Source organism: Cytobacillus oceanisediminis, assembly GCF_007830235.1.
GTDB lineage: Bacteria > Bacillota > Bacilli > Bacillales > Cytobacillaceae > Cytobacillus > Cytobacillus oceanisediminis.
This window is the reverse complement of record NZ_VLKI01000020.1, coordinates 1-14,003: the sequence shown is the minus strand read 5'-3', so window position 1 is coordinate 14,003 and position 14,003 is coordinate 1. Positions and strand designations below refer to the sequence as shown.

Genomic DNA, 14,003 nt, shown 5'->3' with positions numbered 1-14,003 from the left:
ATAAAGTGAAACTCAATCATTGGGGGGGTTACTGCCCGTTAATGCGGGATAAAGTGAAACTGTTATCATAGCGTTTTTTGCCATGATGTTTTTGTACGAACGGGCTTACACAGACAATCGCATTACAAACTTAATGCAACCACAGGCATTTAAAAGACTCGCTCGTTTCCAGCCAGGGCCTTCTTTCGCCATAATTGTTTACACTTGCATATGTAGGTTTATAGGTACATTGACTGTACAGGCCATTAAACTCCACGTTTAATTATGAAACAGATTGCAAAACCTGTCAATTTGTCTTAGATCATGTTAAAAATTGAAAAATATGGAATGCTTCAACTCACTTCAAAAGTTGTCTTCTGTCTTCTTCGCTATCAAAAGCAAAGCCTGTTCCTTTAAAAGCTTCAATTGTAGCATAATGGATGTATTCACTGACTTTTACAGCCATTATTTCCTCAACGATTTTGAATAGCCTGATATTTTCACTTGGTTTTTTCCACTTTTTCTTGGTAAGGTATCCCCATAGCTCCTGCTCTGTCACTTTTTCATAGCCAAGCAGTCTAAATTCATCTAATTTACTCTCCAACGCTGGCTTTACTTCAGTGCGAAAATAATCAAATTCATGGCCGATCTTCATTTTCAGCCGCCTCCCCGCCAATTTCTTTCTCTTGAACTCACGGAAATTATCCTAGCTTGTCATGCTTTGTCCACTCTCTTGCATATAGTTAATTGTATATGATATCACCCATTTTGAGAAGGCAGGGAGTTGAATGTCCAAATTTCTGAAAGGTACCATGATCCTGCTGACTGCAGGCCTGGTGACCAGGGTCTTGGGATTTATAAACCGGATTGTTATTGCCCGCTCTATAGGCGAAGAAGGCGTCGGCCTTTATATGATGGCTTTTCCAACAATGATCCTTGTTGTCACCATTACTCAGCTCGGGCTGCCGGTAGCGATTTCCAAAAATGTTGCCGAGGCCGAAGCTCGTGGAGACACAGCAAAAATTAAGAAAATATTAGTTGTATCTTTAGCAACTACTATCTCACTTTCTATTATTTTCACTCCCGCTTTAATTCTGCTCGCTCCACTTTTATCAGAAACGCTATTTACCGATAAACGCACTCATTTGCCCTTGATGGCCATAGCGCCAATTGTACCGATCATTGCCATTTCCTCTGTAATAAGGGGATATTTCCAGGGCAGGCAGAATATGAAGCCGGCTGCATATTCCCAGGTCATCGAACAAATTGTAAGAATCAGCCTGATTGCCCTTATGACAAAGGCATTTCTGCCATATGGGATTGAGTATGCAGCCGCGGGAGCTATGTTAGCGGCTGTGATAGGGGAGCTTGCATCTTTAATTTATTTATTGACCACTTTTAAACTAAAAAAGAAATTTAGAGTGAGAAAACAATTTTTTAAATATGTTCAATCCGGCAAAAGTACATTTAACGAATTAATGACGGTTGCCCTTCCGACAACCGGAAGCAGAATGATCGGTTCTGTCGCTTGGTTTTTTGAGCCGATCGTTGTTGCCCAGAGCCTTGCCATAGCAGGTGTAGCTGCAATAACTGCTACGAAGCAATATGGTGCGCTAACTGGGTTCGCTATGCCGCTTCTCATGCTTCCTTCTTTTATTACTTACTCTCTGTCAACCTCTCTTGTTCCGGCAATAAGTGAGGCGAATTCTAAAAATAATATGCGCCTTATTGAATATAGGCTTCAGCAGGCACTTCGGTTTGCATTTATTACAGGGGGATTGGCAGTGGTGGTTCTGTATGTCCTTTCGGATCAATTGATGGAGGTTATGTATGGTTCTTCAAGAGGTTCACATTTTATTAAACTAATGGCTCCATTCTTTCTTTTTTATTATTACCAAGGTCCTCTTCAGGCTACCTTGCAGGCATTAAACCTGGCGAGAGCAGCTATGATCAACAGTTTGATCGGCGCAATCGTAAAAACAGCTGTCATATTTCTGCTGGCAAGCCAGCCTGCATTCGGCATAAACGGAGTAGCAATGGGAATCCTGGTAGGCACAGTTCTGGTTACGATGCTTCATTTTGCAACCGTCCTAAAAGCGATATCCTTTACATTTTATGTTAGAGACTATTTAAAAACGTTTGTTGCAATGGGTTTATCAGGGGGCTTAGGTTTCTGGCTCCTAAATGATATGCTTCCCCAAACCATGAATATAGCTATAAGGGTTATTCTTATTTCAACTGCTATTGTTGCCATTTACTTCTTGCTATTGTTACTATTTGGCTTAATTAAAAAGAATGAGCTTATTCGAATTCCATTTATTGGAAAAATTCTTTCGAAATTCGCTTTTAGATAATGATAAATTCTGAACATCAACGGCCAGCTCAAAGGATTGGTTCACACCTTTTAAGCTGGCCATTTTAATGTGTAAAATTTATTATTTCCGGTCGTCAAGTAAGTCCACATAAAACTGATCATTTTCAAAGCTGCAGAACGAGATCTTGGATATCTCTTTATACCCTTGCTTTCTAAGCTCTTGCCGCAGCCAAAAGTCGCTCTTGTTAATTTTTTCGAGATTTGTTTTTTGAACAGTGCCATCAATAATCAGTGGTATGGTAATGCCGCCGTCTTGACTGTCTTTTTTTTCAAACACTGACAAATTTCCAGACGATTCAAGTATGGCAAATTCGACATCAGAGATTTTGGCAATATCTTTTTCCCTTAGCTGGAGCAGCAGGTCATCAAAATTATATCTTTGCTTTCTCATTGCATTTTCGTCTATTTTTCCCTTGTTAATAATGATGGTTGGCTTACCATCAACCACATCGCGGAATGTTTTGCTTTTAAGAGAAAAAACGGCCAGTATAATTTGTACAATCATTAAAAGGAGCATAGGCAAAATATTTTTTAGAATTTGTGAATCAGGATTTTCAATTGCCACTACCGCGAGCTCTGCTATCATGATATAAACCACCAAATCCAAAATGCTAAGTTCTCCAATTTCCCTTTTGCCCATTAATCTAAATATAAGGAGAATTATCGCATATAGAAACAATGTCCTTATAACAATCATTAAATATTCTTCCACTTCCACAGCACCCCTTTTGATGCAATCTGTATTATTCTTGCGCACAGGCCGATTATTTATGAGACTATTTTCTAAATCCCTTCCACTGCTTAAACGCCGCAATTTTTAGATTCTAAATTTTCTTTCCGTGAATATGCTTGTACTAGGGAAAAAGCTGGACAGCCGTGGGGCTTAGAGGCTATTCCGATTTTTTTCAGAAGGGAGAGGGTCAATATAGAGGAGTCAAAGAACTTTGGAAGTGCCGTGCTCTATGGGATCATTGTGATTTTTGCAATCGCCATTGCCGGCAGCCTTATTTTTTCGCTGCTGCTTCGTTTTACATCACTTCAGGAGTCATCCTTACAGTATATTATTACAGCTGTTTCATTTGTTTCCCTTTTTGCGGGCGGGTTCATTTCCGGCGGAAAAGGAAAGCAAAAAGGCTGGCTGCTAGGAGGCCTGACCGGTCTTATTTACTCGGTGATTATTTTCCTTTTTCAATATTTGGGGCATGATAATCTATTTTCGATGGAACAAATGATTTACCATACGTGTTTCATGCTTACGGCCATGATGGGCGGAATTCTTGGTGTAAATCTGAATTCCAAAAGAACAGCATAAAAAAGAAGGTCCGCAGTGGACCTTCTTTTTTGACTTCTAGTGTTGTCTAGCTTCAGCGCCTACCCCCTCAAGTTCACAAGTGTCTTGTTTCGGCTCCTAGGGACTCGAGACATAAGCCAATCCTTTTCAGAAGGAAAGAACACCTTCCCAGGAGGATCGTCTTATACTTGTCGGGAGTGAGCAGGGCGCTTACGCATTTCTAATTAAGATTTAGCTAATGCATCTCCAGTTGATTGCGTTACTTCGCGAATGGCTGCGCGATCGTATGTAAGACGGCTGCCGTCACCGCATTTAATGACTACTTTGTCTTCGTCTATAGCGTCAACGAATCCATGCAGGCCTCCGATTGTTACAACCTTATCTCCCTTTTTCAAATCGCTCTGCATTTGCTGAACTGCCTTTTGGCGTTTTTGCTGAGGACGAATTAACAGGAAGTAGAATAAAACAAACATCAGCAATAATGGTCCTAATGTTCCTAATAGCTCCATTGTTTTCCCCCCTTTCAATGAATGTTCGACTTAGAAGGAAATTAGATAACACTTTTCCCTTTATTAGAACACTCATTTTTTAGTTATTAGAAGTTCTTCGCATTTGGCTTGTTGAACCCATACCGCTCGAAAAATTCTTCTCTAAAGTCACCGAGACGATCTTCTCTGATCGCTTGTCTGACTTGCTCCATTAATTTTAGCAGAAAATAAAGATTATGGTAAGTTGTAAGTCTTATTCCGAATGTTTCATCACAGCGGATTAAGTGCCTTATATATGCCCGGCTGTAATTTCGGCATGTATAACAATCGCAGTTCTCATCAATTGGTCCAAAATCTCTGGCATACTTCGCATTTTTTACGACTAATCGGCCATTGCTTGTCATCAATGTTCCATTCCGTGCTATACGGGTAGGAAGAACACAATCAAACATATCAATGCCTCTGATCGAACCATCAATTAAAGAATCCGGAGAGCCAACTCCCATCAGATATCTTGGCTTATCGGCAGGCAAAAGGGGTGTTGTGAACTCCAGTACACGGTTCATGACATCCTTAGGCTCCCCCACTGATAATCCTCCTACAGCATATCCAGGGAAATCAAGAGAGGTTAAGTCTTTTGCGCTTTGCTTACGAAGTTCCTCATATTCTCCTCCCTGCACAATTCCAAACAGACCCTGATCATTGGGACGCTTGTGAGCTTTTAAGCAGCGTTCAGCCCAGCGTGAAGTTCTCTCAACAGACTTCTGCATATATTCATATGAAGCTGGATAAGGTGGGCATTCGTCAAACGCCATCATAATATCAGAGCCTAGAGAATTTTGAATATCCATCGCTTTTTCCGGAGAAAGAAACAGCTTGTCTCCATTCAAGTGATTGCGGAAATGAACCCCCTCTTCTTCGATCTTGCGGAATTCACTCAAGCTGAATACCTGAAACCCTCCGGAATCCGTCAGGATCGCACGGTCCCAATTCATAAACTTATGGAGGCCGCCAGCCTCTTCAACGATTTCCTGCCCCGGGCGCAGCCAAAGATGATAGGTATTGCTCAAAATTATGCCTGCCCCCATTTCCACCAATTCTTCAGGGGACATGGTTTTTACTGTAGCAAGTGTTCCAACCGGCATGAAAACCGGTGTTTCAAAAGATCCATGCGGTGTATGAACACGGCCCAGACGGGCACCAGTTTGCTTGCATGTCTTAATTAATTCATAACGAATTGCAGTCAAGTTGTATGTTCTCCTTCCATGTGAAAAGCGCAGAGCGCCGGCTAGACGCCGATGGCGCTCGGAGCTTGACAGTTATCGAAGTTCAAATAGTATAATTTCTTCCCCTAGTTACAAAATCAGCATTGCATCTCCAAAACTGAAAAAACGGTAGCGCTCCTCTACAGCCTTATTATAGGCATTCAATACACTTCCCCTGCCAGCAAGCGCGCTTACCAGCATGATCAGCGTCGATTTTGGCAAATGGAAGTTCGTAATCATACCGTCAATCGCTTTAAATTCATAGCCAGGGTAGATGAAAATATCGGTCCAGCCGCTTGCTTCTTCAAATCGGCCATTATGGGCAGAGGCTATAGTCTCCAATGTCCTTGTGGAGGTAGTGCCCACACTGATAATCCTTCCGCCCTGCTCGCGCACCTCATTTAACAGCCTGGCTGTACCTTCTGTTACTTGATAAAATTCTGCATGCATCTCATGCTCATTTAAGTCCTCCACACTGACAGGCCTGAATGTTCCAAGTCCAACGTGCAAAGTAATGAAAGCAACATGCACACCCATTTCTTTGATTTCATTAAGCAGCTGTTCAGTAAAATGAAGACCTGCCGTCGGCGCTGCCGCAGATCCGCGTTCGCGGGCAAAAACTGTCTGATAACGCTCCCGGTCATCAAGCTGTTCCTTGATATATGGAGGCAAAGGCATTTCCCCTAATTGCTCAAGCACTTCATAGAAAATCCCTTCATATTTAAACTCCAAAATCCTGCCGCCATGGTCAGAAGTTCCCGTGCAAACAGCAGTCAAACTGCCATTGCCGAACGTGATCTCTGTTCCTTCTTTTACCCTCTTGGCTGGCTTTACCAGCGTTTCCCAGGCATCGCCTTCAAGCTGCTTAAGGAGCAGTACCTCTATCTTTGCACCTGTTCCTGTTTTTTCGCCAAACAGCCTGGCAGGAAGCACTCTTGTGTCATTCAATACGAGGCAATCCCCTGCCTTTAGATGATTTTTTAAATCTTTAAAAATGCCGTGCTGTATATCTCCGGTCTTTTTATCAAGGACCATCAACCTGCTGCTTGTCCGATCAGCCAAAGGCGTCTGTGCGATTAATTCCTCCGGCAAATGAAAATCAAATAAATCTACCTTCATGATGTCACCCTATCTGTTATTCATACTTAGAGCTACCGGAACCTGCCAAGAAAATAAAAGATGGCAGATAAAACAAAACTGAGCAATATCGACGTCACTATAGGAAAATAAAAAGTCGTATTGCCTTTCTTTATTACAATATCCCCCGGCAGCTTGCCAATATTAAAAAACTGGCTTAAAAATCCGATTGCAAAAATAATTGCACCAATTACCATCAGCCATTTACCAGTCATGTCCAGCTCCAGCCCCTTTTGAACGAAGTGGCTGGAGCTTTTCTTTTCCCGCTCAATCGGCAGGCACCTCCATTTGAAAATGGCGGTACACCAGATCCGTTACGACTCTGCCTCTTGGTGTCCGCTGAAGAAAACCAATCTGCAATAAATATGGTTCGTATACATCCTCAATTGTATGTGCTTCTTCCCCAATCGTGGCTGCAATCGTTTCAAGGCCTACAGGGCCTCCGCGGAATTTTTCAATAATCCCTCTTAATAATTTATGGTCAATATGGTCAAGACCTAAACGGTCAACCTGCAAAAGCTCCAATGCTTCTTTGGCAAGCTGTTCATCAACAGTGCCATCTGCCTTAACCTGAGCGAAATCCCTGACTCTCCGAAGAAGCCTGTTTGCAATTCTCGGTGTGCCTCTTGAACGTCTCGCTACCTCTATGGCAGCTTTCCCATCTATGCTTGTATCCAAAACTTCAGCCGTACGTACAACAATATCCGTAAGCTGTTCCTCTGTATAGTATTCAAGCCTGCTAAGAACTCCAAAACGGTCCCTTAATGGAGCAGATAATGAGCCCGCCCTTGTGGTTGCGCCAACGAGCGTGAATGGTGGCAGGTCAAGCCTTACGGACCTTGCGCTCGGCCCTTTTCCTATAACAATATCCAGGCAAAAATCCTCCATGGCCGGATAAAGAACTTCCTCAATAGAACGGGGCAGACGATGAATTTCATCAATAAACAGCACATCACCTGGTTCCAATGCAGTCAGGATTGCCGCCAAATCTCCCGGCCTTTCTATGGCAGGCCCTGCAGTAGTCCTGATGTTCACGCCCATTTCATTTGCGATAATGGCTGCAAGTGTGGTTTTTCCCAATCCTGGAGGGCCATATAGAAGGACATGATCTAAGGTTTCCTCGCGAATCCTGGCGGCCTTAATAAAAATCTCGAGGTTTTCCTTTACTTTATCCTGTCCGATATATTGTTTAAGTGATTGCGGGCGCAGACTCTGTTCAAACGAAATATCTTGAAAATCTGCCTCGCCGGATATGATCCGCTCTTCCATTCTTATCTCACCTTCTTTATGTATCAGCATAAGGCAAACGGGCCGGTTATCAACTTTTAATATGAATAGATTTAAATCAAAAAAATAAACGCTTTATTTTAAAAGTTTCTGAAGCGCATTCTTTATGTACTGGTCTGTTGTAAGCTTTTCCTTTTTCAGATCTGGTGTTATTTTTTTCAGTTCCTTATCTGAGTACCCCAGCGCTTTCAGTGCCAGCAGGGCTTCTTCAAGATCGGCTGCAGCTCCGCTTTGTTCTGGCTGGATTTTATCTGCCGAAAATAAATTCGGGAAAAAGTCAGGTACAATATCGGGAAGTTTTCCTTTTAGATCGAGGATCATTTGCCTTGCCGTTTTCTTTCCAACTCCAGGAAACTTAATAAGAAATGCTTCATCTTCATTTTCAATCGCCTGGACCACCTGTTCCGGCTCCCCGGATGCGAGGATTGCAAGGGCACCCTTCGGCCCAATTCCCGTAACATTCAATAGCTTTGTAAATAGCGTTTTTTCTTCCCTTGATTGGAAACCATACAGAGCCATAACATCTTCTCTTACATAATGATAAGTATAAACTCTGACTTCCTGTCCAAACTCTTGAGTATAGCTGAATGGATTGGGCGTTAAAACTTGATAGCCGATCCCATTATTTTCGATTACTACATATTCCGGTCCAATGTATTCCACTTTGCCTTTTACAAATTCAAACAATACCTTTCGCTCCCCTGATTTAGCTGTACCTCATTGTATCATACAATAATTTGGGCACGAAGAAAAAAGTTGCGATATTTATTAAAATTTGAATATAATTATAGAAGTTTCGAACAAATTGACTAGAGGTCATATAATGAAAAGACTATTCGCACTTTTTACCATCTTCTCACTACTAATTGCCGCCGCAGGCTGTAAACAAAATAAAGACCGGCGTTAGCCAGTCTGTAATCTTTTATTAATTTGCCTCTCCTGTAGAATAATCCTTAAATGTTTCAAGCACCTCAACATAACGATCCTTTGTCATAATGGGAATACCCTTTTTCAGTTCCTCACACTTTGTACTTTCCAGTTTTCCTAAATCAATTTGAAAAAAAGACTGGATTATATTCGTTTTATGCGGCCTGCCATTAAATATGGTTAAAGTACCATCTTCGGTAAGCCCAAAATAACCATTTGCTTTTAATAAAGGTGAGATATCATCCATTTGCCGGCGGAACATCATATAGTCTGTGTCCATATCAACAAGCTGCCATTGATCATATTTAGTCCAAAAATCCTCCATCGCCCAAATGGTTTCCTCGATTGATTCGTGGCTCACTTCTCCGTCCAAGTACACTCGTTCCAAAATGACCTTCATTTGCAGCGGCCCTTCTATGGGATTATCCTTGCTCTCTTTTTCCTGGGCATATACAGGTTCACCCTTTTCGTGTCCAATGCTGCTTCCCCCTGCAGTAAAAATTATGATGAAAGCAGCGGTTAATACTACAATGAGTAATCCCCATTTGGTTCTCACCATCGATCACCTCGATTAAAAATGTAACTTCCGCCATTTGCATCCATTACGCAATTATCTATCCCTGTTCTTTATTAATAGTGTGTCCAATATTTTCTTGTTTATCCTGCACTTAATGAATGAGGTTTAACGGTTTTAAGAACAAAAAAGGAACAAAGCGCAGCGGCTTTGCTCCTTTTGCTATATCTATTTTATCTTTCTCTGCGGAACAGATTTTTTAAATCCCAGTCAATTTGTTCTCTAGGGCCACCGTCCCGCAGGTTGTTATCGATGTTTCGAAGACGGCTGAAAGTTCCTTCATCCGTTACAACCTTAGCTGATCTTCCGCGAAGAAAAGGCTGTACTGCTTCATGAATGTCTGCTTTTGTTTCCTCTTCCTTGCTATAATCCGTGAGGTCAACAGCAATCAAAACATTGCTGCCATAGGTAACTGAGCGAACATCCTCAACATTTGGAACAGATGCTGTTACATCACCAATTTTTTCAGCAAGTTCACCTTCATAGGCTTGATAGTAAGAACTCTTGGCTTTGCGTGTATTGTCATCCAGATGCCCGTGGTAATTCGCATCACTATGGCTGAAACGGTTGTCTTTTTGGAAGAAGTTCCGGTCCCTATCTGCTAGAGGTACTGTTGGATTTCCGGTATTGTTACCTTCATCCCTTACTTGAAGTGCATTTCTATTGTTGTTTCTGTTGTTTCTGTTGTTTCCGTTGTTTCTTCCTTCCCCGCCAAAGGTATGATCCATCATTTCAGTCAACGGGCCATCATTATCTGTTCCATCTTCAACCCGGGCATTTCCTCCGCGGTTTCCATGGTTTTCATTTGAATAATAGCCCATCGGCTGAACCTGTTCGTTGTTTCGATCCTGAACAGCAGTTTCATCATTTGTTCCGCAGCCTGTTAATCCCATTGACATTAAGGCAGCCAGCGGCACTGCAATTAGTTTCTTGTGCAAGCGAAAAACCCCCTCGCTAATATTACAAGCTTGAGCATATATGCTCCTTCTTAGCTTGTGAACGAAAAGAGGCTTTCATCCTGTCATTTACGTCCAATTTTACGATGAAAAAAATGCTTCTTAATCCTCTGCAGCCTTTTTTAAGGCTCGAATAAACCGTTGTCTTTCTGCAAATTGTCCTACAGTCAAATCCAGGACAGGACGTATTTTGACCGGGTCCAGGTAGGACCTTTCTCTGATGACTCTATTCCATTCCCTAAAAATATCAGTGGGAAAGGCAAGAGCATAGATAAATCCTTTTTCTTCCATATATTGCTTTATGATTGGAAATCTTAATAAATCGTCAAAAGACCACTTCATATAAGGCAGGATCCGGTTGGCATATTGAAGGTAATCAGAGTGCGGAGTGGCTTTTGCAATTAAATCAAAATCAAGCAGGTACAGGGTTTTATTCTTAGCCCTGAGAAAATTGTGGTGTGCTACATCACCATGGAGAATAACCTGCCTTCCTGATTGAAACAGCCAAGCTTCTTCCTCAATCCCTTTTAGGGACCAATCAGCCCACGATAATAATTCATTAATAATTTCCTTCTGGACAAAGTATCTTATAACAGGAAGATTATTAAGAAAAAGCGAGGCCCTTTCCCTCCATTTTTCCGCCTGCTTGAATGCTGGCACAACTGTTTGATAGCGGCTAACCACTTTTTCCGAAGTGTCATGAAAAGCTTGAAGCAATTCAAGCCCCTCTAATCGATCTCTTTTCAAATGATAAGAAAAAGAATCTTCTGATGGATGTATATATTCAAGGCACCCGTAATAGGTTCGATCGTAAAAGAGAGGCGGTTCTTTTGCAAATTCATAAAAAGCATAAGTCTTTGCAAACCCTTCATTTATTAGGGATGCTGTAAAGGCTTCCTGGAGTTTTAATCGGTGATAGGAGGAAAATCCTTTTAAAATAAATACTCGTTCCTGCGCACTAACTAGGTAAACTTGTTTTCTAATGGGTTTAATATCATCAATCTTAAAGGGAAACTGTTCTTTCAAATAGGAGAGGAGACGATTTTTAAATAAATCGTCTCCCCCGTTTTTAACCGTCGTATTCACTGCTTTCATCGAAATTTCTTGGCATTCCAAATGCCTGCCCGCCCATTGGGCCATAACCCGGACCTGCTCCATATCCTGGACCTGCTCCGAACCCCGGACCTGCTCCATATCCTGGGCCTGCTCCGAACCCAGGGCCTGCTCCATATCCAGGGCCTGCTCCGAACCCCGGACCTGCTCCATATCCTGGGCCTGCTCCATATCCTGGGCCTGCTCCATATCCAGGGCCTGCTCCATATCCTGGACCGTACCCTCCAGGTCCCATTTGCGGTCCACCACAGCCACAGTCATCTGAAGCACCCATTACCGATTCAGGCATTATCGGCATTTGGCTTTGAGACGGCATAAGGGGCATTTGCGCCATGCCCGGAGACTCATCCATTACCCCTTGAACCTTAGGCATTTGATGCGGCATCTGCTGGCCATACTCCGCTCCCATCACTCCTGGCGGCATTTGATGCGGCATCTGCTGGCCATACTCCGCTCCCATCACTCCTGGCGGCATTTGATGCGGCATCTGCTGGCCATACTCGGCACCCATCACTCCGGACGGCATTTGGTGCGGCATCTGCTGGCCCATATACTCGGCACCCATTACTCCGGACGGCATTTGGTGCGGCATCTGCTGGCCCATGTACTCGGCACCCATTACTCCGGACGGCATTTGGTGCGGCATCTGCTGGCCCATATACTCGGCACCCATTACTCCGGACGGCATTTGGTGCGGCATCTGCTGGCCCATGTACTCGGCACCCATTACTCCGGACGGCATTTGGTGCGGCATCTGCTGGCCATACTCGGCACCCATCACTCCCGTCGGCATTTGGTGCGGATTCTGTTGCCCCATATACTCCGCTCCCATCACTCCCGTCGGCATTTGGTGCGGATTCTGTTGCCCCATATACTCCGCTCCCATCACTCCTGGCGGCATTTGGTGCGGATTCTGTTGCCCCATATACTCCGCTCCCATCACTCCGGACGGCATTTGCGGCATTTGTGCCGTTGGCATAAACGGAGACGATTCATCGTAATCAGGGCTCTCAACTCCGGCCATCATACCCATATGCGGCATCTGATGCTCTGGCATCATTGCACCCTGTACTTGCGGCATCTGATGCGGCATTTGAGCCATCGGCATTTGATGTGGCATTTGAGCCATCGGCATCATTGCACCTTGGACTTGCGGCATCTGATGTGGCATTTGGGCCATTGGCATTTGATGCGGCATCTGCTGGCCCATATATTCTGCTCCCATTACTCCTGATGGCATTTGGTGCGGCATCTGTGGCATCATTGCACCTTGGACTTGCGGGAACGGCATTTGTTGGAAACAATTAGGATTATATGGATACATTGGCTGATATAGACCTCCTTGTTGTGTGTAAACAGATGATTCACTTTCAGGCGATTCCGGACTTTCTTCTGCAATCGGCTTTACCTGCGGGAGAATATTGACTGGTTTAGGCGGGAGCTGCGGCTGTGGTTTAGTCTCTGAAACAGGCAATGGCTTTTGCTGTGGTTTAACTTCGGATACAGGCAGTGGCTTTTGCTGTGGTTTAACTTCAGATACAGGCAGTGGCTTTTGCTGTGGTTTAACTTCAGATACAGGCAGTGGCTTTTGCTGTGGTGCCGGCTGTTGGACAGACATATTCATCATGTAATAATTATTTATATCAATTTCCGGCATAACTGGCTTTGGCATCTTTGGAGTATAAGGTTTTTTGGGTAATTCCTTTGGTACTTCCGCTTTTGGCGCAGTAACTTTTGGAACTTCCTTTGGAATTTCAACCTTGGGAGCCGTAACTTTGGGCATTTCTTTCTTTGGCGGTGCCGGTTTGGGCACTTCTTTTACAGGCTGCTCCTTAGGTGCTTCAACAACAGGCATGGTAATAGGCTTCTCTTTGGCAAAAGGGTGTTCCGCTTTTGGCATTTCCTTTTTGGCACCCATATTTATTTTAGCTTCCGGTTTGCCCCCGATTGGAGCTTCTTTTTTTATAGAGCCTCCAGTTGCGGGAACTTTTATTTTCATTCCGGGCATAATCATATCAGGGTTGCTGAGCTGTGTATTCATCTTTTTCAGCTCTTCAAAATTCACGCCGTACTTCTTGGCAATCTTCCAAAGAGTGTCCCCTTTCTGTACGATATGGATTTTCACTCTGAATTCCCTCCTATGCGTAAGTCCATATAGTGTATGAAGAAATGGGCAAATTGCTAACAATCTACACAAAAAGATATGCTTTTTTTCCTGAAATTATGATTTATTCTTTTCTTCTAAGCCTATTAAGAGAGGGGATGATGGTTAAATAAAAACCCTCCCGTTTGTAGACTGACCTAGTCATTTGAGACAGTAATAAAACACCTTCTTAGGCTGCCATATCACCAAACTCTATTGGTGTGTGGTAGCCTAATTTTTCTTGGATACGCTCTTCGTTATAATACCTCATAAATTGATCTACACGTTCTCTTACTTCTTCTAAAGATAAAGAATTAAATTTAACATACTGAAATTCCTCTGATTTTAGGTTCGAATGAAAAGACTCAATTACTGCGTTGTCCCAACAGTTTCCTCTGCGCGACATACTACTGACTAAATCCTTCTCTTTTATTCGATTTTGATAGGCATAGGAAGAATAGACGCTTCC

15 protein-coding genes are annotated in these 14,003 nt (G+C 43.1%); 2 read left to right on the top strand and 13 right to left on the bottom strand.

The genetic code is table 11. The features are described 5' to 3' along the window. Positions 1-337 precede the first annotated feature (337 nt). On the bottom strand, positions 338-634 hold the full coding sequence (locus IQ19_RS22505) for a post-transcriptional regulator (RefSeq protein ID WP_144545306.1): 297 nt from the start codon (positions 632-634) through the stop codon (positions 338-340). Between the two features lie 133 nt (positions 635-767). Here IQ19_RS22505 and spoVB point away from each other — a divergent pair, with 133 nt between their 5' ends. Then, positions 768-2,333, top strand: coding sequence for a stage V sporulation protein B (gene spoVB / locus IQ19_RS22500; RefSeq protein ID WP_144545304.1), 1,566 nt, complete (start codon positions 768-770; stop codon positions 2,331-2,333). A gap of 81 nt (positions 2,334-2,414) precedes the next feature. Here the strand turns inward: spoVB and IQ19_RS22495 are convergent, their stop codons facing one another. Further along, positions 2,415-3,065, bottom strand: a complete 651-nt coding sequence (locus tag IQ19_RS22495; RefSeq protein WP_144545301.1) for a DUF421 domain-containing protein — start codon at positions 3,063-3,065, stop codon at positions 2,415-2,417. Between the two features lie 213 nt (positions 3,066-3,278). Here IQ19_RS22495 and IQ19_RS22490 point away from each other — a divergent pair, with 213 nt between their 5' ends. Further along, entirely contained in the window at positions 3,279-3,665 is a 387-nt protein-coding gene (locus tag IQ19_RS22490) for a TIGR04086 family membrane protein (protein WP_144545299.1), read from the top strand. Between the two features lie 203 nt (positions 3,666-3,868). Here the strand turns inward: IQ19_RS22490 and yajC are convergent, their stop codons facing one another. From yajC to IQ19_RS22435, 11 genes are all read right to left on the bottom strand, one after another. Then, positions 3,869-4,153, bottom strand: a complete 285-nt coding sequence (gene yajC / locus IQ19_RS22485) for a preprotein translocase subunit YajC (protein ID WP_144545297.1) — start codon at positions 4,151-4,153, stop codon at positions 3,869-3,871. A gap of 86 nt (positions 4,154-4,239) precedes the next feature. Next, entirely contained in the window at positions 4,240-5,379 is a 1,140-nt protein-coding gene (tgt, locus tag IQ19_RS22480) for a tRNA guanosine(34) transglycosylase Tgt (protein WP_144545295.1), read from the bottom strand. A gap of 108 nt (positions 5,380-5,487) precedes the next feature. Continuing rightward, complete coding sequence (gene queA, locus IQ19_RS22475; RefSeq protein ID WP_144545293.1) at positions 5,488-6,516, bottom strand: tRNA preQ1(34) S-adenosylmethionine ribosyltransferase-isomerase QueA; 1,029 nt, start codon at positions 6,514-6,516, stop codon at positions 5,488-5,490. A gap of 32 nt (positions 6,517-6,548) precedes the next feature. Next, positions 6,549-6,749 (bottom strand): DUF2905 domain-containing protein, encoded by a 201-nt coding sequence (locus tag IQ19_RS22470; protein WP_144545291.1) that lies wholly within the window; start codon positions 6,747-6,749, stop codon positions 6,549-6,551. Positions 6,750-6,801: 52 nt separating this feature from the next. Then, entirely contained in the window at positions 6,802-7,803 is a 1,002-nt protein-coding gene (ruvB, locus tag IQ19_RS22465; protein ID WP_144545289.1) for a Holliday junction branch migration DNA helicase RuvB, read from the bottom strand. Positions 7,804-7,896: 93 nt separating this feature from the next. Then, complete coding sequence (gene ruvA / locus IQ19_RS22460) at positions 7,897-8,508, bottom strand: Holliday junction branch migration protein RuvA (protein WP_144545287.1); 612 nt, start codon at positions 8,506-8,508, stop codon at positions 7,897-7,899. A gap of 238 nt (positions 8,509-8,746) precedes the next feature. Continuing rightward, a complete protein-coding gene (locus IQ19_RS22455) occupies positions 8,747-9,304 on the bottom strand; it encodes an intercompartmental signaling factor BofC (protein ID WP_144545423.1) in 558 nt (185 codons plus the stop codon). Positions 9,305-9,495: 191 nt separating this feature from the next. Next, on the bottom strand, positions 9,496-10,260 hold the full coding sequence (locus IQ19_RS22450; protein WP_144545285.1) for a YhcN/YlaJ family sporulation lipoprotein: 765 nt from the start codon (positions 10,258-10,260) through the stop codon (positions 9,496-9,498). Positions 10,261-10,380: 120 nt separating this feature from the next. Further along, positions 10,381-11,436 (bottom strand): phosphotransferase, encoded by a 1,056-nt coding sequence (locus IQ19_RS22445; RefSeq protein ID WP_242021099.1) that lies wholly within the window; start codon positions 11,434-11,436, stop codon positions 10,381-10,383. Continuing rightward, positions 11,348-13,516, bottom strand: a complete 2,169-nt coding sequence (gene safA, locus IQ19_RS29050) for a SafA/ExsA family spore coat assembly protein (RefSeq protein WP_144545283.1) — start codon at positions 13,514-13,516, stop codon at positions 11,348-11,350. Before safA ends, IQ19_RS22445 begins: the two co-directional genes overlap by 89 nt. 208 nt (positions 13,517-13,724) lie before the next feature. Further along, positions 13,725-14,003, bottom strand: a 279-nt coding sequence (locus tag IQ19_RS22435) for an integrase core domain-containing protein (protein ID WP_144542830.1), incomplete at its 5' end; no start/stop codon positions are given.